General features: G+C 63.9%; 13 protein-coding genes. 6 read left to right on the top strand and 7 right to left on the bottom strand.

The window, feature by feature from the left end; translation table 11 throughout:
- The first annotated feature begins 45 nt into the window (after positions 1-45).
- Both EOA19_RS10745 and EOA19_RS10740 read left to right on the top strand, forming a co-directional pair.
- On the top strand, positions 46-6,357 hold the full coding sequence (locus EOA19_RS10745) for a kinesin (protein ID WP_128303563.1): 6,312 nt from the start codon (positions 46-48) through the stop codon (positions 6,355-6,357).
- A gap of 186 nt (positions 6,358-6,543) precedes the next feature.
- Entirely contained in the window at positions 6,544-7,158 is a 615-nt protein-coding gene (locus tag EOA19_RS10740) for a 3'-5' exonuclease (protein ID WP_128303562.1), read from the top strand.
- Positions 7,159-7,209: 51 nt separating this feature from the next.
- Here the strand turns inward: EOA19_RS10740 and EOA19_RS10735 are convergent, their stop codons facing one another.
- The 4 genes from EOA19_RS10735 to EOA19_RS10720 are packed head-to-tail and all read right to left on the bottom strand — an operon-like array spanning position 7,210 to position 11,296.
- The gene (locus tag EOA19_RS10735) at positions 7,210-7,917 is read right to left on the bottom strand and encodes an ABC-type transport auxiliary lipoprotein family protein (RefSeq protein ID WP_032909020.1); all 708 of its coding nucleotides are present in this window, start codon (positions 7,915-7,917) and stop codon (positions 7,210-7,212) included.
- The gene (locus EOA19_RS10730; RefSeq protein WP_128303561.1) at positions 7,898-9,271 is read right to left on the bottom strand and encodes an MlaD family protein; all 1,374 of its coding nucleotides are present in this window, start codon (positions 9,269-9,271) and stop codon (positions 7,898-7,900) included. The genes EOA19_RS10735 and EOA19_RS10730 overlap by 20 nt, the downstream gene beginning before the upstream one ends.
- Before the next feature lie 14 nt (positions 9,272-9,285).
- Positions 9,286-10,107: an ABC transporter ATP-binding protein gene (locus EOA19_RS10725; protein WP_128303560.1), complete on the bottom strand. Its 822-nt coding sequence runs from the start codon at positions 10,105-10,107 to the stop codon at positions 9,286-9,288.
- 1 nt (position 10,108) lies between these two features.
- Positions 10,109-11,296, bottom strand: coding sequence for an ABC transporter permease (locus tag EOA19_RS10720; protein ID WP_023810578.1), 1,188 nt, complete (start codon positions 11,294-11,296; stop codon positions 10,109-10,111).
- A 76-nt stretch (positions 11,297-11,372) separates the two neighbouring features.
- Between EOA19_RS10720 and dgcA the strand changes: the two genes are divergently transcribed.
- A complete protein-coding gene (dgcA, locus tag EOA19_RS10715; protein WP_023810577.1) occupies positions 11,373-12,356 on the top strand; it encodes an N-acetyl-D-Glu racemase DgcA in 984 nt (327 codons plus the stop codon).
- Here dgcA and EOA19_RS10710 read toward each other — a convergent pair.
- Both EOA19_RS10710 and EOA19_RS10705 read right to left on the bottom strand, forming a co-directional pair.
- Positions 12,327-13,541, bottom strand: a complete 1,215-nt coding sequence (locus EOA19_RS10710; protein ID WP_128303559.1) for an MFS transporter — start codon at positions 13,539-13,541, stop codon at positions 12,327-12,329. The two genes, dgcA and EOA19_RS10710, sit on opposite strands and share 30 nt — an antisense overlap.
- Positions 13,542-13,665: 124 nt before the next feature.
- Positions 13,666-14,481 (bottom strand): UDP-2,3-diacylglucosamine diphosphatase, encoded by an 816-nt coding sequence (locus EOA19_RS10705; protein WP_013531888.1) that lies wholly within the window; start codon positions 14,479-14,481, stop codon positions 13,666-13,668.
- Between the two features lie 118 nt (positions 14,482-14,599).
- On the opposite strand from EOA19_RS10705, the gene EOA19_RS10700 reads away from it, so the two are divergent.
- The 3 genes from EOA19_RS10700 to EOA19_RS10690 all read left to right on the top strand — a co-directional run bounded on the left by EOA19_RS10700 (position 14,600) and on the right by EOA19_RS10690 (position 19,181).
- Complete coding sequence (locus tag EOA19_RS10700; RefSeq protein ID WP_127327290.1) at positions 14,600-15,379, top strand: SDR family oxidoreductase; 780 nt, start codon at positions 14,600-14,602, stop codon at positions 15,377-15,379.
- Between the two features lie 177 nt (positions 15,380-15,556).
- Positions 15,557-17,881, top strand: coding sequence for an NADP-dependent malic enzyme (locus EOA19_RS10695; RefSeq protein WP_128303558.1), 2,325 nt, complete (start codon positions 15,557-15,559; stop codon positions 17,879-17,881).
- An 88-nt stretch (positions 17,882-17,969) separates the two neighbouring features.
- Complete coding sequence (locus EOA19_RS10690; RefSeq protein WP_128303557.1) at positions 17,970-19,181, top strand: DUF2865 domain-containing protein; 1,212 nt, start codon at positions 17,970-17,972, stop codon at positions 19,179-19,181.
- On the opposite strand, the gene gltX is transcribed toward EOA19_RS10690, so the two are convergent.
- The gene (gltX, locus tag EOA19_RS10685) at positions 19,099-20,472 is read right to left on the bottom strand and encodes a glutamate--tRNA ligase (protein ID WP_128303556.1); all 1,374 of its coding nucleotides are present in this window, start codon (positions 20,470-20,472) and stop codon (positions 19,099-19,101) included. The genes EOA19_RS10690 and gltX overlap by 83 nt on opposite strands.
- Positions 20,473-20,510: the final 38 nt, after the last annotated feature.

Raw genomic sequence — 20,510 nt, 5'->3', positions numbered from 1 at the left:
AACAGAATTATAAGCCCGCGGCAGCTAGTACAGGGTAGCGAAGGCATGGCAAAGAAACCAACGACGACGAGAACTCTCGACAGCGACGTGGCCAGGGAACTGGAAAAGGCGCTCGATCTCGACCTCAGCAACGAGATCGGCAGCGGCGACCTCGACATCGCGGCTTCGATGGAGGATCTGGAAGCTCAGATATCCCAGGCGGCCGACGAGCTGGCGCGCGAGGGACGCAATCATAAGCCGGAACAAAACCCGGAGCCTGTGGTCAATCAGAACCACGCCGCGAAACCCGCGCCCAAGGCCAAGCCTGCCGAATTGCGCCCCGTGGAACCGCGCAATGGCGCCCAGCCCGCGGGTTTCGCGCCGGCCAATGACGATCGCCAGAAGGACTACAAGACGCTTCTGCACAGCCTCAACAGGCGTGCCTCGAACACCATTTACTGGGTCGTCGCCTTCGTTTCGCTCGCCTGGTTCGCCGGCGCCGGCGGTTTGGCCAATCTGCTTTTCGGACCGAGCATCTGGAGAATCCGTACGCTCGACCAGTTCCTTGCCCGTCCGGAACTGATCGGCCTCGCCGTCGCGGCCATCGTGCCCGTCATCCTGTTCTGGGCCTTCGCCGCCATGATTCGCCGCGCCCAGGAAATGCGCATCGCCGCACAGTCCATGACCGAAGTGGCCTTCCGCCTGACCGAGCCGGAAAACCTTGCCCAGGATCGCGTCATGATGATCGGCCAGGCCGTTCGTCGCGAGGTCGCGGCCATGGGCGAAGGCATCGAACGCACACTTGCCCGCGCCGTCGAACTGGAAACGCTTGTCCACAGCGAAGTCAACCAGATCGAACGCTCCTATTCCGAGAATGAATCCCGCATCCGTTCGCTGGTCGACGGGCTCGGCAGCGAGCGCGAAGCCGTCGTCACCCATGCCGAGCGCGTCCGCGCCTCGATCACCGGCGCGCATGAGACGCTGAAGGACGAGATCGGCGCCGCCTCCGATATCATCCGCGACTCGATCCTGAATGCATCGACCAAATTGTCGATGACGATCACCAATTCCGGCGACACGCTGATCGATCGCATCAACGAAAGCTCGATGTCGATCTTCGATTCGGTCGAAGGCCGGCTCGATTCGATCACCGATCGGCTGTCGACCTCGGGCGAGGCCTTCGCCAGCCTTCTCGACACCCGCATTGCCAAGCTGACGGACACCACGGACGGCCTGACGCGGTCGTTGACCGATCTGCTCGACGATCGCACCACCGGCATGGTGTCACTGCTCGGCGGCGCCGCGCGCACCCTCAATTCCGAATTCGAGGCCAGCCTCAACGGCATCGAGCGGACGCTCGCCGAACGCGGCCAGGCACTGATCAGCGAGTTCCAGACCCGCGCCGAGGCGCTCGACACCGGAACGCAGAAGCTCAATGCGGCACTCGAGGCCCGCGCCCGCCAGATCAACGAAACGCTGGTCGAGCGCGCCCGCGAAATCGCCCACACCTTTGCCGAGAGCAAGGACACGCTGTCGGCGATGATCGATCAGGGCAAGACCCAGATCGGCGCCGACATGGCCGACATCGTCACTTCGACCTCCTCTATGCTCGAAGCCCGCGCCAGCGACTTCGCCGGGCGCATGGAAGCCGCCCGCCACGTCGTGTCGCGTTCGTTCGACAGTGACATCCAGCGGCTCGCCGACGCCCGCGTCGGCATCGAGGAAGCCGTCGAGAACCACAGCAGGAAACTGTCAGAAAGCCGCGAACGCATGGCCACGGCCATGGAGGCCGACCTGGCGAAGTTCGCCGAGGGCCGCGCCGGCATCGATGCGGCGGTGACCAACCAGGTACAGAAGCTGGCCGAAGGCCGCAGCCTGATCTCGCGCGCTCTCGAAGAGGATCTGCGCAAGGTCAATGAATCGCGGGCGGCCATCGATGCATCGCTCGGCAGCCATCTCGAAAGGCTGGAAGAAGGCCGCAACAGGCTCTCCACTGCCTTGAACGAAGACTCCGGGAAACTGGTGCAAGCTCGTACGATCATTGATGAAATGGTCGCAGGTCATGTCGGAAAACTCGCCGAGGGCCGCAACATCCTGTCGCGCGCTTTGGAAGCCGATCTCGGCAAACTGTCCGACAGCCGCGCCGACATCGACGGTCTGGTCGCCGGTCAGGTGGAAAAGATCGCCGAAGGCCGCGCCGTGCTCGCCAAGGCGTTGGAAAACGACATCGTCGGCATCAAGAGCCTCATCGAAACCCATTCCGCCAAACTGGCAGAGGACCGCACACAGCTTTCCCATTCGCTCGACAATGATCTGTCCGGCATACGCGGCCTGATCGAAGGGCATTCAGGACGCCTCGCCGAAGACCGCAGCCTGCTGTCGCAGACCCTTGAAGCCGACCTTGCCAAGCTGGCCGAAAGCCGTTCGAGCATCGACGGTCTGGTCGCCGGTCAGGTCGAGAAGCTGGCCGAAGGCCGCGACATTCTCAAGCGCGCGCTGGAATCCGACCTGAACACGATCAAGGGCGTCATCTCAAGCCAGTCGGAAAAGCTGGCCGAGGATCGCGGGCAGCTTTCGCGGGTGCTGGAAACCGACCTGCAGAATGTGAACAGCGTCATCGCCGATCACATGAACAAGCTTGTCCAAGACCGCTCCGCCCTGTCCAGGGCACTTGAGGACGACCTCGCCAAGCTGGCCGACAGCCGCTCCAGCATCGACGGGCTCGTCGCCGGTCAGGTCGAGAAGCTTTCCGAGGGTCGCGACATCCTGCGGCGCGCTCTGGAATCCGACCTCAATGCGATCAAGGGAACCATTGCCGATCAGTCGCAGAAGCTGGTCGATGACCGGGCACAGTTCGCCCGGGCGCTCGAGGCTGATCTCGAAAGCGTCAACGGCCTGGTCAACAGCCATTCCGAACGGCTCGCCCAGGATCGTTCGACACTGTCGAGGTCACTTGAGGCCGATCTGGAAAACGTCGGTGGCCTCGTAAACAGCCACGCGGAAAGGCTTGTCCAGGAGCGCTCGACCCTGTCGAAGGCGCTCGAGGACGATCTCGCCAAGCTGGCCGAGAGTCGCTCCAGCATCGATGGGCTGGTCGCCGGCCAGGTCGAGAAGCTCGCCGAAGGCCGCGACGTTCTCAAGCGCGCGCTGGAAGCCGATCTGGCCAAGCTGGCCGAAAGCCGCTCCAGCATCGACGGCCTGGTCGCCGGCCAGGTCGAGAAACTGGCCGAGGGCCGCGACATTCTCAAACGCGCCCTCGAAGCTGACCTGCAGAAGCTGACCGAAAGCCGCAGCGATATCGACGACGTCATCGCCGGACATGTCGGCAAGCTGTCCGAAGGTCGCAATATGCTGGCCCGCGCGCTGGAAGACGATCTCGGCAAGCTCGCCGAGACCCGCAAGGACGTCGACCGCTCACTCTCCGGCCACATCGACCAGATCGCCGCCAGAAGCTCGGACATCTCTGCCGCGATTGCGGGAGACGTCGAGAAGATCGAGCAGGCGTTCAGCCGTCAGACCGGCATCATCGAGGAGCGCGCCGGCACCATGGAGCGTGCGCTCTCGACAGGCGTCGACAACGTCCGCGCCGTGCTCGAGAAGAGCGCCGTATTTGTCGCCGGCGCCCTGCGCGAGAAGGTGCTGGAAGTCACCAACACCCTGCACGAGCAGGCCGGTGCCGCGTTCAGCGACGCCGACCGCAAGATCGCCGAGCGCGCCGAGCAGACCTCCGCCGCCCTGCTGGCGCGGGCCGAAGACATCGCCCGCACCTTCGAGGATGCAGACCGTCGCCTGCACGCCCGTGCGGAAGATACGTCGAGCGCCTTGCTTGCCCGTGCGGACGACACGTCCAGCTCGCTGCTGGCCCGCGCCCATGAAACCGCCGATCAACTGGCTGCTCGCGCAAGCGAGATCGCCGGCACCTTCGAAGCGGCGGACCAGAAGCTCGCCGCCCGCGCCCAGGAAACCGCCGATCAGCTGACCGCCCGGGCTCAGGACACCGCCGATCATCTGGCAGCTCGTGCAAGCGAGATTGCAGGCACGTTCGATGCCGCCGACCAGAAGCTGGTCGCCCGCGCCATCGAAACGGCCCAGTCGCTGGCCGCGCGCGCCGGCGACATCCTGCGCAACTTCGAAGGCGCCGACCAGCGGCTCGGCATGCGCATCGGCGAATCGGCCGAAGCGCTTGCCGCACGCGCATCGGACCTTGGCCGCATCTTCGATGCCGCCGACCAGCAGCTCGTCTCGCGCATCGCCGAAGGTTCGGAAGCGCTGTCGAGCCGTGCTTCGGAAATCGGCCGTATCTTCGACGACGCGGATCAGCGCCTGGTGTCGCGCATCGCCAGCAGCACCACCACGATCGGCGAGCATGCCGAGACCATCGTCGGTGCCTTTGCCGATACCGAGCAAAGGGTCGCCGAACGCGCCAGGCGGACCGGCCAGGACATGGCCGTGCACGCCCGCGAAATCGAGCAGGCGCTTGCCGGCGCCGACGAGCGGCTCGCCTCGAGCGCCGCGGCCGCGGCCGCCCGTGTCGAAGAGCAGGTCTCAGGCGTCGAGAACCGCCTCGCCTTCACAGCCGAGACGATGGGCCAGAAGCTCAACGAGCAGGTGTCGAATGCCGAGGCGCAACTCGTCTCGCGCGCCAATGTGATCGCCGAGACCTTCACCGCGGTCGGCCAGCATATCGGCCAGAGCACCAACGATGCCGCCAAGACGATCGGCGCCAACACCCGCGAACTCAACACCATGCTCGCCGCACGTTCGGCCGAAATGTCGAAGATCCTCGACGAAACCGCACGGCCCTTGGTCGAGCGTTTCGCCCAGGGCGGCTCGGACCTGCAAAAGAGCATGGAAGAGGTCACCGAACGCGCCACCGAGAAGCTGCGCAGCGAGAATGCCGCGCTTGTCGACGCACTCGCGAACCGCACCGCCGAAACCTTGTCGGCGGTCGAGGGCGCCCGCTCGTCGCTGTCCGACAGCGTCGCCGATCTCATCGGCCGGATGACCAAGTCCAGTTCGCAGCTCGGCCAGCTGATCGAGCAGGCCGCGGTCAATCTCGGCCAGGTCGATGAACGCCTGAGCGGCAGCACGCAAAGCTTCGCCGCCACCACCGAGAAAGCCGCGCAGACCTTCGCCAGCTCGGCGCGACTGGTCGATTCGAACACGACAAGGCTGACGGAACTGTCGTCGTCCACCTTGCGCGAGGTGGCGTCGATCGCCACCAAGTTCGACGAACACAGCCGCCTGCTGTCCAGCGCTTCGGACCTGCTGAGCTCGGCCCAGAGCAATCTCGAACACACGCTCGAGAGGCAATCGTCGCTCGAAGACCTCGCCGTCGGCCTAGTCAAGAAGTCGGAAGATCTCGAAAGGGTCATGCGCTCGTTCGAAAATCTCGTCGGCCAGACGCTGCAGAATGCCGAAGGCAAGACGATGGAATCGGCCGACAAGATCCGCAATGCCATCACCGACGTCGTCGATTCGGCAACCAAGCGCTTTGCCGATGCGACCGAGGAGATGCGGCGCACCGCGGGCTCGATCAAGAGCGAACTCGACCTGACCCGGGCCGAGCTCAAGAAGGGCGTCATCGAAATGCCGGAAGAGGCAAAGGAATCGACCTCGGCCATCCGCCGCGCCGTTTCCGAGCAGATCAACGCCCTCAAGGAGCTTTCGGACATCGTGGCCAAGTCCGGCCGCGGCGGCGGTGACGGATCAGAACCACGCAACCTGCGCCCAGCGCCGCAAGCGCCGGCCGCACGCGCCGCCGAGCCGCCGCGCCGTGCACCGGCACCGCAGCCGGACCTGCGCACGCCTCAGGCGCCCTTGGGCGGCCCTGCATTGCGAGGCACGCTCGACCTTGAGCGTCCTGCCGAGGCGGCACCGCGTCCGCGCGGCGATGCCAGCGCCCGCACGCCTCAGGGCGGATGGGTGCGCGATCTGCTTACCGCGGCATCGAACGATGAGGACCTCAGGTCGGCAGCCCCTACGGCCCCCGTGGAAGCGCAGCGCGCTACCCCTGCCCAGCGCTCGCCCCTGCATGTCGTGGAATCGCTGAACTCGCTTTCCGTCGACATCGCGCGTGCCATCGACCACGATGCTTCGATCGAGCTGTGGAACCGCTACCGGCGTGGCGAGCGTGACGTCTTCACGCGGCGGCTCTACACGCTGAAGGGACAGCAGACGTTCGACGAGATTCGTCGCAAGTATCAGGCCGAGGCCGAGTTCCGCGCCGCCGTCGACCGCTACTGCGACGATTTCGAGAAGCTGCTCAAGGATGTCTCGCGCAACGACCGCGACAACATCATGGCGCAGACCTATCTGACGTCGGACACAGGCAAGGTCTACACCATGCTGGCCCATGCGAGCGGCCGCCTGCACTAAGACAGGAATTGAACAGGCGGGGCCATGGTCCCGCCTGTGACTGTGCTGAACCTCCGGCACGCGCCGAACCTGCCCGCAGCACGTTTGCAAGCCGATCGACGCGTTCGGGACTTGCCCAAGTCGGATTTCCGACGCACTGAAGTCCACCGACAATACCCGCTGCCCTGACGCTCGAAGGGTGTGATCGTGAAGACGGCAATCATATTCGACTGCGAGTTTCTTTGCCTGGAGGGCTCGCAACGCCGATTCTGGTGCGCGGCACACGACCCCGACCCGGTGATCGCGCAGATCGGCGCGGTCAGGCTTGGACTTGAAGGCGACTTCCCCCTGCTCGGCACACACAAGGCCTATATCAGACCGGTCGACCGGTTTGGTCAGAGATACGCCCTCGACCCGTTCTTCACCAAACTGACCGGCATCACCGAGGAAGATCTGGAGACCGAAGGCGTGGCGCTAGGAGATGCGCTCGCCGACGTCGATCGTTTTTCCGACGGGTCGCGATTCTGGTCCTGGGGCAAGGACGAATTGAACATGATCGCCATCAGTTGCTATGTCGCGGGCATTCAGCCTCCGGTCCCGGCCACCCGGTTTGACAATGCCGTCAAGCTGCTGATCGCGGCCGGAATGCCGATCGAGGATCTGGCGAGAACGCCGAGCAACAAGCTCGCCGATTACTACGGCGTCGAACACCCGCCATTGCAGGGGCACGACGCGCTCGGTGACGCGCTGTCCGTCACCTATACCCTGCAGTACCTGATGAAGACCGGAAAGCTCCGCCCGGAAATCTTCGACCGCTTGTAGGTAGAGAAGCCTGGGGGGATGAAGCTTTGTGGGATTCCGGCGCCCCCGCGCTCAGATCACCGAATCCGTCCAGCTCACGATCTGCCCGGCGGCGTCGCCGAACGCCTTGTCGAGCGCGCTGACATAGGCAGGATTGCCGCTGCCCGAGACGGGTGCGGCTGCGGTGAAGCTCTTGGAGGCACGGACCTCGCCGTTGCGATCGTTCAGGATGCGCACGAACAGGTCGACCTCGGCATGCTCGCCGCCTTCGACGCGCACCTCGAAGGACCGGATTTCGACGATCACCTGATAGTCGATCGCCAGGCCCTCGCCCGGCTTGCCGACGCCGGCAAAGCTGCCCGAGCGCTGGAACGTCTCGGCCAGCCGCGCCTGCACGATCAGCGGCAGCCGGTCGGCCCATTGCGCGCCCTTGAGATACTGGATCGAGCGATCCGACGGCTTGATGACGATGTTCTGGCTGTCCAGCGCCTTGAGCGCCGACGGCTGCGCGATCAGGATCTGCCGGCGGCTGTGGCCATGCGCGTCGACCGAAGGCGCCGACAACTCGAACGTATCGAGCGGCGCGGGCTTGCCGCCCAACGCCGCGCAGCCGGCCAACGTCAAGGCAAGCAGTGCCGCAGCCGAAGTCAACCCGCCCGTTTTCACCCACACAGACTTCACGCGCGATCCCCGTTGTCCCCGGATCGTAAGATCGACCCGCTTTCGCGGCTCATGTTTCTGGGGCGCGCCGTCGCCGAAGTCAACGCCGCGCCCTGCCATCGAATTGCCGAACCTCGCCGTCGCCACCCGAAAGGATGCGCTGCGGATTGCGGCTGAGATCGGTCACCGCCTCTTCGATGCGGCTGATCGAACGGCGGCTGTCCTGCACCAAAGCCTCGACATTCGAAAACCCCTGTCCCGAGAAGCGCGCCAGATTGTCGGTGATGACGCCAAGGCGGGCATTCAGCGTGTCGGCAACCTGCTTGAACGACTTCAACGTCGCCCTGGCATCCGCCATCACGCCGTCGGCCTGGCCCGACCCGAGCAAGGTATCGACCTTGGCAAGAATGCCATCGACGCGCACCGAGGCATCGTTGAGCCGTTGCGCGAGCTGCTTTGCATCTTTGATCGTCTGGTCGATGTCGTCGGCCCGGTTGGCGAACTTGTGGGTAACCTCAGCGATGTCGGCGGCGGCCTTGTCGGCGCTCTCGCTGGCCTTTTGGATGTTGGCGAGCGCCGAGCGCACTTGTGCGGGATCGATACCGTCGAGCACGTTGTCGACCTTGGCCAGCGTGCCTTGCGTCCGTTTGGTAAAATCGTTGACCGACCCCAGGGCCGTATCGACGTTCTTGATCACGCCGTCGAGCTGTTTCGACGTCTCCTTGAGGTTACCGGTTACCGCGTCGACATTGGCGACGATGCTCTTGATCTTGTCCTTGTCGACGGCGTTGAGAAGGCCTTCGGCTGCTTTCAGCGTGCCGTCGAGTTTGCCGGAAACGCCTTTCAGCTCATCCGCCAGCGTGCTGGCGGCGGACAGGAACTTGTCGATGCCGTCCGAATTCTTGGCCAGCGCATCGGAGAAGGTCTGGACATTCTGGACGGTCTGCGTCAGCGGCCCGCGAACGTCCCTGGTGAAGCCTTCGAGCTCGGTCAGCACCTTGTCGGCGCGGGTGAAGATATTCTGCGCCGTCTGCAAGAGGTTGGTCACCGCCGACGGGTTGGCGACGATCTCGGCGACCTTGCCTTCCTTTTCCGCCTGGTCGAGGAGTTTCACTTCCTTGGGGTCGGCGCCCTTGAGCTCGATGTTGGCCTGCCCGGTCAGGCCGGCAAGCCCGATATCGGCTTGCGTCGATTTGGTGATCGGCGTCATGCGGTCGATCTCGGTATCGGCGATGGCAACCGTCGGATTGTCGACGTCGATATAGACGCGCTTGACGTCGCCGACCTTGACCCCGTTGAACAGCACGAAACTGCCGCGGCCAAGCCCGGACGCAGAGCCCGGAATGCGCACGCGCAGCAACGTCGTCTCGCCCTTGTCGCCGATGGCCGCCGTCCAGTAGACGAAGGCAAACGCCGCCAGGATCGCGGCCAGCGTGAAGATGCCGACAATGACGTAGTTGGCTCTGGTTTCCATTGTCCCACTTATGGCTATGCGCGCGCCGCAAGATCAAGTTGCCGGGCGCGTTTTCCGCGGAAATAGGACTTTACCCACGGTTCCTCGCTCTTCAGCATGTCGCCGATGGTGCCTTCGACCAGCACTTTTTTCTTGCCGAGCACGGCCACCCGGTCGCAAGCGGTGAACAGCGTGTCGAGATCGTGCGTCACCATGTAGACGGTCAGATCCATCGTATCGCGCAGCTTGACCACCAGCTCGTCGAACTCCGCCGCGCTGATCGGATCGAGGCCCGATGTCGGCTCGTCGAGGAAGACGATGTCGGGATCGAGCGCGAGCGCCCGGGCCAGCGCGGCGCGCTTGATCATGCCGCCGGACAGTTCGGACGGGAATTTCTGCGCTGCATCGGGCGGCAGCCCGACCAGCTCGATCTTGAGCATCGCCAGTTCGTCCATCAGCTTTCGCGGCAGGTCGAGATATTCGCGCATCGGCACCTGGACGTTTTCCAGCACTGTCAGCGCCGAGAACAGCGCGCCGTGCTGGAACAGCACGCCAAGCCGCATGTCGATGCGCAGACGCTCCGCATCATCAGCTTTCTCGATATCGACGCCGAACAGCTTGATCGTACCCGACTGCTTGCGCGTCAGGCCGAGAATGGTGCGCAGCAGAACGGATTTACCAGCACCCGAGGCGCCGACAAATCCAAGGATTTCGCCGCGCCTTATGTCGAGCGACAGTCTGTCGAGGATAAGCTTGTCGGCGAAGGACACGCTGATGTCATGCGCGGATAGCACGATGTCGCCCTCACCCGCGTCCTCAGCCAATGCGCCTGCCCTTTTCCTGTTTCGCAGCTTCATCTCAGAACTCGATCGCTGCGTAGAACATGGCGAAAAGTCCGTCGAGGATGATGACGACGAAGATCGACTTCACAACCGAAGCGGTAACATGCTGGCCGAGCGATTCGGCGCTGCCGCCGACCTTCATGCCTTCGACCGAGGCAATCGTGCCGATGATCATGGCCATGAACGGCGCCTTGATCAGGCCGGCAAAGATGGTGCTGAGATCGATGGCGACGCGCAGCCGGTCGATGAAGGCGGCGGGCGGGATGTCGGAATAGAGCCAGGCAGCCAGTATGCCGCCGCCGAGTGCGGCGAAATTGGCGATGATGGTCAGGCACGGCAAGGCGATGACCAGCGCCACGAGCCGCGGAAAGACCAGGACGCCGATCGGGTTGAGCCCGATGACCTTCAGCGCGTCGACCTCCTCGCGCATCTTCATCGAGCCGATCTCGGCGGTGATCGCACTGCCGGAGCGGCCGGCGATCATGATCGCCGTCATCAGCACGCCAAGCTCGCGCAGGATCAGCACGCCGACCAGATCGACGACGAAGATATCGGCGCCGAAATAGCTGAGCTGATAGGCGCCTTGCTGGGCAACGATGGCGCCGACGATCGCCGACATCAGCACCACCACCGGAATGGCGCCGACGCCCATGCGGTCGATCTGGTTGAAAATCGCCGCCGGGTTGACGGCATGGCCACGGCCGAGCTTCATCTGCGCGCCACGGATGGTGGCGCCGAGGATGTTCATCGAGGCGAGAAAATCGTCGCGCATCTCGTAGACCCGGCGGCCAACCGCCTCCAGCGCGCGAATGACGATGTTGGGCGGTCGCGCCGGGCCGGATTCGGGTTCGCGCCGCACGGCCTCGCCGACAGCTTCGAGCAGGATCGAAGCGATCTCGCTCTGGCCTTGCATCTGGATCTCGACGCCCTTCTTCTCGAAGGCGCTGACCAGCCGGTCGATCAGCCAGGCGCCGGCGGTGTCCATCTTCTCGATCTTGGAAACATCGAGCGCCAAGGTTTTGAAGCCGCTTCGCTTTTCGATCTTGCGCATGTCGGCGTCGATGAGCGCGACGGTCCTTGTGGTCCAGATTCCGGAGAAAGCGCAGCCAAGAACGCCATCCTCCTCGCCGATCGCCACGCGCGGTTCGTGGTCAGCCTCCCCTGCGGTCGTGCCGCTTGCGTCGCGCTTGCCGATGGTCAACATGGCGTCCTGTTTAGCCTGACGGGTCTGACCTGTCGATTTGCCGACAACGGTTGTCGCATAGCAGGAGCAGAAAAATATGGCGCGTGTCATTTCGGTCGAGGCCGAGCGTTTTCCCATCGCCGGAACCTTCACCATTTCGCGCGGTTCCAAGACCGAAGCCGAGGTGATCTCCTGCACGATCGGCGACGGCGGCCACTTCGGCCGCGGCGAATGTGTCCCCTACAAGCGCTATGGCGAGACCATGGAGGGCGTGCGCGACGCGATCGAGGCCATGCGCGGCCGAATCGCCGCTGGCATCAGCCGGACAGCCTTGCTCGATGCTATGCCGGCCGGAGCCGCCCGCAACGCCATAGACTGCGCCCTGTGGGATCTGGAGGCAAAGCTCAGCGGAACCTCGGTAGCAGTCGCGATAGGTGCTCTTCCCTTGCAGGCGCTCGAAACCGCCTACACGCTGTCGCTGGGCGAGCCGGAGGCGATGGCGGCGCAGGCCCGCGCCAATGCCGCGCGGCCGCTGCTCAAGGTCAAGATCGGTGGCGACAACGACATTGCCCGCATCCGCGCGGTCAGGCAGGCAGCGCCAGACAGCCGCATCATCCTCGACGCCAATGAGGGCTGGAGCGACGACAACATCGTTGCGAACCTCGCCTTTGCCGCCGAACAAGGCATCGCGCTGATCGAACAGCCGCTGCCGGCCGGTCGTGACGAGATCCTGCGCCATATCGCCCATCCCGTGCCGATCTGCGCCGATGAAAGCGTGCATGAGGCTGAGAATCTCGAAGCGCTTGTCGGTCTCTACGATGCCGTCAACATCAAGCTCGACAAGTCGGGAGGCCTGACTGCGGCACTGGTGCTGCGCGATCGCGCCCGCGAACTCGGTTTCGGCGTGATGGTCGGCTGCATGGTCGGCACGTCACTGGCGATGGCGCCAGCGGTGCTGCTTGCCCAGCATGCCGATTTCGTCGACCTCGACGGTCCGCTGCTGCTTGCCCGCGACCGGGTACCGGGCCTTATCTACCAGGGATCGCTGGTGTCACCGCCCGATGTGGCGCTGTGGGGCTGAGCGCGCAGCAAGCCCGATGAGCACCAGCCCGATCAAGGCGATCGGGATCATGGCAAAGAAGCCGTCCACGCCGAGACGGTCGTAGAGCGGGCCGGACGCCAGCGTCACCACCGCCATGAAGAAGCCGTTGGAGAAATAGGCAATGCCTTGCGCGGCACCTGTCCGCTCCTCGGAGACGGTTTCGCCGATCATCTTCTGCAGGCCGATCAGCCCAAGCGCCACCGAGACCGAGTGCAGCGACTGGACACCGAAGAAACCGGGAATGCCGAGGCCGAGCGGCCAGACCAGCGGAAAGGCGATCCAGCGCACGATGGAGCCGATCCCCGCCATCACCATGATCGACACGACGGAGAACCGGTCAAAAAAGCGGGTGAACATCATGAACATGCAGACTTCCGACACCACACCCCAAGCCCATAAGAGACCGACAACCGAATCACTGATGCCGATCGATTTCCAATAGATGGAGACGAAACCGTAGAGGAATGCGTGGCTGGCGGTGATGACGCCGACGCCGACGGAAAAATACAGGAAATACGGGTTGAGAAGCTTCGGCGCCGAATGCTGGATGTCGGCGGCCGACAGCGGTGAGGCGCGCCGCGGACGGCCTAGACGCGGCGCCAGCAGGCCGGCGGCAAGGGCCGCGGCAAACGCCGCCAGAATGACAACCGGAACGGCCTGCGAACCAGTTGCCGACAGAATGAAGCCGCCGGCGACATTGGCGCAGAGATAGGAGATCGAGCCCCATTTGCGCATGCTTGTGTAGTTCGAACCGAAGCGGCGGACACCCGAAAGCGCCAGCGAATCGGCGATCGGCGAATGCGGCGTCCAGACAATGGTCAGCGCCAATGAGACCGCCAGCACCATCGCATAGGTCGGCGGCAGGAAATAGCCTGCCGACAAGAGCAGTGATGCAGCCATCAGCGCGACATAGACATCGGCGCGGTCCCTGGCACGGTCGGCCAGCGCGGTCAGTAACGGCGTCGTCACCACGCGCAGGAACATCGGCGCCGCCAGAATGACGGCGATCTGCTCGGCGTGAAAACCCTTGGCCTGCAGCCACAGTGGAAAATAAGGCAAATGCGTTCCGAGCGGCACGTACAGCGTCGCGAAGATCAGGCTCATGCGCAGTTCGAAATGGCGCGGCTTGACGAGTTGTTCGGGCGAGAGCTGCGGCAGGGCCATGAATCGATCCAATCGCGCTGTATTCGACCGGACGGCAACGCGTATCGATCCCTTAACATGGACGAAAACCGGACGAAACCGGTTGGACTAATCGATCGATTCCGAAGCCCGAAAAGACTTCGGACTATGCTGCCTGCCCTACCCGGTCTTCGATGAGCAACGGGATAAAGGGCTCGTCCGGCGCTTCGGGCAGCACCTGCGCCCAGGTCAGAATTTCCATGCGGCCGTCAAAATGCTCGACCACGGCCGTGCAGCTTTCCACCCAGTCGCCGGTATTGATGTACTGGACATCGCCAAAATTCTCGATGACGGCATGATGGATGTGGCCGCAGATGACGCCGTCGACATGCGAGCGACGCGCCTCGTCCGCAAGCATGGTCTGGAACGAGCCGATGAAGTTCACCGCCTTCTTGACGTTGTGCTTGGCCCAGGACGAAAACGACCAATACGGCAGGCCGAGCAGTTGCCGCAGCCGCGTCACCACCCGATTGACCAGCATGGCCGCGTCATAGGCGTGATCACCGAGATAGGCGAGCCAGCGCGCATTGTGGACCACGGTGTCGAACTGGTCGCCATGGATGACGAGCAGGCGCTTGCCGTCGGCGGTCTCGTGGATGGCACGGTCGGCGACGACGATGCCGCCGAAATGCACGCCCTGGAACTGGCGGGCGAACTCGTCATGGTTGCCGGCGATGTAGGTGATGTTGGCGCCCTTGCGCGCCTTGCGCAGCAGTTTCTGCACGACGTCATTGTGGCTTTGCGGCCAGTGCCAGCTCCGCCGCAGCCGCCAGCCGTCGACGATGTCGCCCACCAGATAGATGATATCGGCATCGTGATATCGAAGGAAATCGATCAGGAACTCGGCCTTGGCCGCCTTCGAGCCCAGATGGACATCGGAAATGAACATGCTGCGGAAAGTGCGGGGCTCTTGGCCGGACATCGCGATTTCACCGTTGCTTTCGCGAGCCTATGCCCCGATTCATGCAACAACCGTATGACGGTTGCGATTGGTCCAGCCGAAGGACTAGCTTGCCGGCCAAATCACAGGAGAAATCGTCATGGATCTCGGTATCCGCGGAAAGAAGGCCATCGTCTGCGCTTCGAGCAAGGGACTTGGGCGCGGTTGCGCCATGGCGCTGGCGGAAGCCGGCTGCGATGTCGTGGTCAACGGGCGCAATGCCGAGCTGGTGGCGAAAACCGCCGCGGAGTTGCGCGAGCGATATGGCGTCACGGTGACGGAAGTCGTTGGCGACGTTTCGAAGCCGGAGGTGCAGAAGGCGCTGCTCGCGGCTTGCCCCGAGCCGGACATCCTCGTCAACAACAATGGCGGCCCGCCGCTTCGCGATTTCCGCACGCTCGATCGCGAAAAGATCCTCGAAGGCGTCACCCAGAACATGGTGACGCCGATCGAGCTGGTCCAGGCTGTCCTTGACGGCATGGCGGCGCGCGGCTTCGGCCGCATCGTCAACATCACATCGCTGTCGGTCTATGTGCCCATTCCCGGCCTCGACCTGTCGTCCGGCGCGCGCGCCGGCCTGACCTCGTTTCTTGCCGGCGTGGCCAGAACGGTGATCGACCGCAACGTGACCATCAACAGTCTTTTGCCGGGCAAGCTCGACACCGACCGGCTGCGCGGCCCGCATGAAGCCGGCAGCGTAGAAAGCCCTGAGGCCGCGGCCGCGCGCAAGACCCGCATCAGCGCCGACGTTCCGGCCAAGCGGCTCGGCACGCCGGAAGAATTCGGCCAGATCTGCGCCTTCCTGTGCTCGGTCCATGCGGGCTATCTGACCGGGCAGAACATACCGGTCGATGGTGGTCTCTACGTCAGCGCCTTTTGATCAACTTGTCCGTGAAACTGTAGGAGCCGTCCGTCAGAGAATCGGCATAAGCATTTGATCATTAGCGACTTTCTACGCGCCGCCGGGTAAAGCTGCCGGCGCGTCAATTAGCGTCGCGAAAAACCACGGCTGCATGCTAAAAGGGAATCTCCAGCCAGATTTCGAGGGAGCGGCCGCATGGAAGGCGAGAGCAAAAAGACGGCACGTTCGGACCTCGACGAAGCCGCCCTCTACTTCCACAAGCACCCAAGGCCGGGAAAACTCGAGATCCAGGCGACCAAGCCGCTCGGCAACCAGCGCGACCTCGCGCTCGCCTATTCGCCTGGCGTCGCCGCCCCTTGCCTGGAAATCCGCGACGACCCGGCGACCGCCGCCGATTATACCGCGCGCGCCAATCTGGTCGGCGTCGTCACCAACGGATCGGCGGTGCTCGGCCTCGGCAATATCGGCCCGCTGGCCTCCAAGCCGGTGATGGAAGGCAAGGCCGTCCTGTTCAAGAAGTTCGCCGGCATCGATGTCTTCGACATAGAGATCGACGCGCCGGGGATCGAGCGCATGGTCGAGACGATCTCGGCGCTCGAGCCGACTTTCGGCGGCATCAATCTCGAGGACATCAAGGCACCGGAATGCTTCGAGGTCGAGGAACAGCTGAAGGCCCGCATGGGCATACCGGTATTCCACGACGACCAGCACGGCACCGCCATCATTGTCGCCGCCGCCGTGCTCAACGGGCTGGAATTCGCCGGCAAGACCATATCGGACATCAAGATCGTCACCTCCGGCGCCGGGGCTGCCGCCCTTGCCTGTCTCAACCTGCTGGTCTCGCTCGGCGCCAAAGTCGAAAACATCTGGGTCACCGACCGTTTCGGCGTTGCCTACAAAGGGCGGACCGACGAGATGGACCGCTGGAAAGACCCTTATGTAAAGGACACCGAGGCGCGCACGCTGGCCGACGTCATATCGGGCGCCGACGTCTTCCTTGGCCTGTCGGCGGCAGGCGTGCTGAAGCCGGAACTGCTCCAACACATGGCGCCAAAACCGCTGATCCTGGCGCTGGCCAACCCCAATCCGGAGATCATGCCGGAAACGGCGCGTGCGGCGCGTCCCGATGCGATGATCTGCACAGGCAGGTCCGATTTTCCCAATCAGGTCAACAACGTACTGTGTTTTCCTTACATCTTCCGCGGCGCGCTCGACTGTGGTGCCAGCGCTATCAACGAGGAGATGAAGATGGCGGCGGTCCGCGCCATCGCAGCCCTTGCCCGCGAGGAACCTTCAGATGTCGCTGCCCGCGCCTATTCCGGCGAGACGCCGATCTTCGGCCCTGAATTCCTGATCCCTTCGCCCTTCGATCCACGCCTGATCCTGCGCATAGCGCCCGCGGTCGCCAAGGCGGCCTGCGACACCGGTGTCGCGACGCGGCCGATCACCGATTTCGCCGCCTATATCGACAAGCTGAACCGCTTCGTCTTCCGCTCCGGCCTGGTGATGAAGCCGGTGTTCTCGTCCGCCAAGGCATCGAGCGCCAAGCGCGTCATCTATGCAGACGGCGAGGATGAGCGCGTGCTGCGCGCCGCCCAGGTGGTGCTCGAGGAAGGCATCGCCGAGCCGATCCTGATCGGCCGGCCGCACGTCATCGAGGTGCGCCTGAAGCGCTACGGCTTGCGCATCAAGCCCGGTGTGGATTTCGGCCTGATCAACCCGGAAGACGATCCGCGCTACCGCCATTATGTCGACCTTCTGATCGAACTCGCCGGCCGGCGCGGCGTCACGACGGAAGCCGCGCGCACCATGGTGCGCACCGACAACACGGTGATCGCAGCACTTGCGCTGAAACGCGGCGATGCCGATGCAATGGTTTGCGGCCTCGAAGGGCGCTTCGAGCGGCATCTGCGCAACGTCACCTTGATCATCGGCCCGCGCACCGGCGTCAAGGATCGCGACCTGTCGACGCTCTCGATGCTGATCTCGCAGCGCGGCATCATCTTCCTGACCGACACGCATGTCTCCGTCGACCCGACGGCGGAAGAAATCGCTGAGATGACGGTGCTGGCGGCGGAAGAAATCCAGCGCTTCGGCATCGAGCCGAAGGCAGCGCTGCTCTCGCATTCGGATTTCGGCTCGCGCGATTCGCCCAGTGCCCTGAAGATGCGGCAAGCGGCGGCGATCCTGGCGCGCATTGCCCCAGAGCTGGAATGCGATGGCGAGATGCACGCCGATTCCGCTCTGTCGGAGCATCTGCGCCAGCGCGTCTATCCGCATTCACGGCTGAAGGGCGAAGCCAATCTGCTGGTGTTCCCCAACCTCGATTCGGCCAACATCACGCTGACGGCGCTCAGAACCATGATGGATGCGCTGCACGTCGGGCCGATCCTGCTCGGCACGGACATGCCGGCGCATATATTGACGCCGTCGGTCACCTCGCGCGGCGTCGTCAACATGACGGCGCTTGCCGTCGTGGAAGCCGCCCACAAGGCACAGGCGGTCGTCAATCTGGGCTGAACACGGATTTCGCGGTAAACTGCAGTTAACCGCGAACACGGTAGCATTGCGGGCTAACAGTCGGATTTGGCAGGCGGAGTTTGGGCGGATGGCAAGCGGAGGGTGGAAGCAGGCGCATGCTGCCATGCTGCTTGGCCTCCTGTTGTCCGCAACCTGGGGGGTAGCCGAGCCACAGGCTGCTTCGCGGGTCTGCCGCCAGCTGGAAGCCGATCTTGCCGCGTCCTCGCGCGGCGGCGGTGGCGGTCCGGCGCTGATCCGGAAATACGATTCCGCAATTGCCAGGCAGCATGAGCAGATTTCGAAAGCCCGCGGCCAGGCGAGCCGGGCCGGATGCGGCTTTTCGCTGTTTGGCCGCAACCTCAATCAATGCGCCGGGCTAAACGCCACCATCGATCGCATGAATGCCAATCTCGACGCCTTGCAGAACAAGCGCGAGCGGCTGGCCGGCGGCGGCTCGCGCCGCGACCGCGGACGCATCCTGGCGGCGCTTGACGCCAATGGCTGCCGCGACGACGCCGTTGCGCCTCGGCGGGCGCCTTTGCACGAAGCCAACCGCGAGGGCGGCAGCGCAAACCTGTTCGATCAGCTTTTTGGCGACAACAGCCAGCAGCTCGATATGCTTGATGAGCCCAACCAGCCCGACGATCCCGGCGAGGAGCGCAATGTCCGCCGTGTGCTCAACCAGCCCGGCATACCCGATTTTCCGAGCGTCGGCGGTGAGTTCCACACTTCCTGTGTGCGCACCTGCGACGGCTACTTCTTCCCGATGTCGAACTCAGCCTCGGCAGGCGATTTCGAACGTGACCAGAAGAATTGCGAATCGAGCTGCCCCGGCACCGAGATGCAGGTTTTCTATTCGCGCGGCATGGACGATTCGGCCTCGATGACGTCATCCGTCACCGGCCGGCCCTACAGCGAATTGCCGACCGCCTATCTCTACAAGCAGCCCGATATGTCGCGGCCGCCGGCTTGCGGCTGCAACGCCGCCGCGCAGGGTTTTCAGATCATCGCCGGCAACCCGCCGAATCCGGAACAGTTGCAACCCGAGACGGACTCCGCACCGTTCATTCCGGTGCCGATCTCCAAACCGGATCCAGGTGCCGATCCGGAAACTTTGGCCAATCAGGAAGGCGGGCTCGACCGCGAGGCGATCAAGCGGCTTTCCGCCAAGCCGGTGACGTCGCCTGTGTCCGCGCTGCCGCCGGAACAGCGCAAGGTCAGGGTCGTCGGGCCAACGTTCCTTCCCGACCCATCAGCGGCAATAGATCTGCAAGCTCCGGCCCCGAAGGCAGTCCGGTAAGGGCTGTTCTGAGCGGCATGAACAACGCCTTGCCCTTGCGGCCGGTCGCTTCCCTGATCTTGCCCGTCCAGTCCTTCCAGATCGTCGCGCTCCAGGGTTCCTCCGGCAGCAGATCGAAGGCCTGTCGAAGGAAATCGCGGTCGTCATCGGAAAATTCCGGCTTCTCCTGCGGTCCGTCGCGCAGGATACGCCACCAGTTGACCGCATCGGCCAGCCTGTCGAGATTGCCGCGCACCGCCAGCCAGAACGGTTCGGCTTGCTCGCCGGAGACGCCGAGCACGATCAGACGGTCTTGTGCCTCGGCAAACGGCATGTGGTGCAGCAGCGACCGGTTGAGCACGAACAGCTCGTCCGGATCGAACTTGGCGGCGGATTTCGATGTCGCCGCCGGATCGAAGCGTTCGGCGAGTTCGCCCATCGTCGGCACCGCCGCGACATTTTCCGAAGTGCCTACCAGGACGGCCAACGATGCGACGGCCATCGGCTCGATGCCGTCCTCGCGCAGGCTTTCGATCGAGAGCGCGCCGGTGCGCTTCGACAAGCCCTCGCCCGATGCGGTGGTCAGGAGATTATGGTGGCCGAACACTGGCGGCTCGGCAGCCAGCGCCTGGAACAGGGCGATCTGCACGCCGGTGTTGGTGACGTGGTCGTCGCCCCGGATGACATGGCTGACGCCCATCTCGATGTCGTCGACGACGGAAGGCAGCGTATAGAGATAGGTGCCGTCCTCGCGCACAAGGACCGGGTCGGAAAGCGAGGCCAGATCGACGGTTTCCTCACCCCGCACCAGGTCGTTCCAGTGCATTTCGGTGCGTTCCGGCTGTTGTGGATCGCCTGAGAAATTGGGGAGGAGAAACCGCCAGTGCGGCCTGCGGCCATCGGCCTGGTATTCGGCGATCTGCTCGTGCGTCAGAGTCAACGCCTCGCGGCCATAGACCGGTGGCAGGCCGCGCGTGCGGCGCACCTTGCGCCTGAGATCGAGTTCCTCCGGCGTTTCATAGCAGGCATAGAGAACGCCTGCCGTCTTCAGCCTCTCGACCGCCGCGTCATAGACTTCGAAGCGCCGCGACTGGTACTCGGTGGCGTCGGGAAAAATGCCCAACCAATGCAGGTCGTAGAGGATGGCGTCGGAAAACTCCTGCTTCGAGCGCGCAATGTCGGTGTCGTCGAAGCGCTGGATGAATCGGCCCTTGTTGTTCATGGCGAACAGCCAGTTGAACAGCGCCGTGCGCGCATTGCCGATATGAATGCGGCCGGTCGGCGACGGGGCGAAACGAACGGTAACTGTCATGAACGGGGCGTACCGGATGCTTTTGTGGTTGACAAGAC

The sequence above is a fragment of the Mesorhizobium sp. M7A.F.Ca.US.010.02.1.1 genome, from assembly GCF_004023085.1.
Lineage (GTDB): Bacteria > Pseudomonadota > Alphaproteobacteria > Rhizobiales > Rhizobiaceae > Mesorhizobium.
Note: the sequence above shows the minus strand (reverse complement) of the source record. Positions and strands in the feature narration are given on the sequence as shown.

Excerpts from the sequence above, each read along its gene's own strand:
- dgcA (WP_023810577.1), top strand. The coding sequence starts at position 11,373 with ATGGCGCGTGTCATTTCGGTCGAGGCCGAGCGTTTTCCCATCGCCGGA.
- EOA19_RS10735 (WP_032909020.1), bottom strand. The coding sequence starts at position 7,917 with ATGGCAGGGCGCGGCGTTGACTTCGGCGACGGCGCGCCCCAGAAACAT.
- gltX (WP_128303556.1), bottom strand. The coding sequence starts at position 20,472 with ATGACAGTTACCGTTCGTTTCGCCCCGTCGCCGACCGGCCGCATTCAT.
- EOA19_RS10730 (WP_128303561.1), bottom strand. The coding sequence starts at position 9,271 with ATGGAAACCAGAGCCAACTACGTCATTGTCGGCATCTTCACGCTGGCC.
- EOA19_RS10745 (WP_128303563.1), top strand. The coding sequence starts at position 46 with ATGGCAAAGAAACCAACGACGACGAGAACTCTCGACAGCGACGTGGCC.
- EOA19_RS10725 (WP_128303560.1), bottom strand. The coding sequence starts at position 10,107 with ATGAAGCTGCGAAACAGGAAAAGGGCAGGCGCATTGGCTGAGGACGCG.
- EOA19_RS10695 (WP_128303558.1), top strand. The coding sequence starts at position 15,557 with ATGGAAGGCGAGAGCAAAAAGACGGCACGTTCGGACCTCGACGAAGCC.
- EOA19_RS10700 (WP_127327290.1), top strand. The coding sequence starts at position 14,600 with ATGGATCTCGGTATCCGCGGAAAGAAGGCCATCGTCTGCGCTTCGAGC.
- EOA19_RS10710 (WP_128303559.1), bottom strand. The coding sequence starts at position 13,541 with ATGGCCCTGCCGCAGCTCTCGCCCGAACAACTCGTCAAGCCGCGCCAT.
- EOA19_RS10705 (WP_013531888.1), bottom strand. The coding sequence starts at position 14,481 with ATGTCCGGCCAAGAGCCCCGCACTTTCCGCAGCATGTTCATTTCCGAT.
- EOA19_RS10690 (WP_128303557.1), top strand. The coding sequence starts at position 17,970 with ATGGCAAGCGGAGGGTGGAAGCAGGCGCATGCTGCCATGCTGCTTGGC.
- EOA19_RS10720 (WP_023810578.1), bottom strand. The coding sequence starts at position 11,296 with ATGTTGACCATCGGCAAGCGCGACGCAAGCGGCACGACCGCAGGGGAG.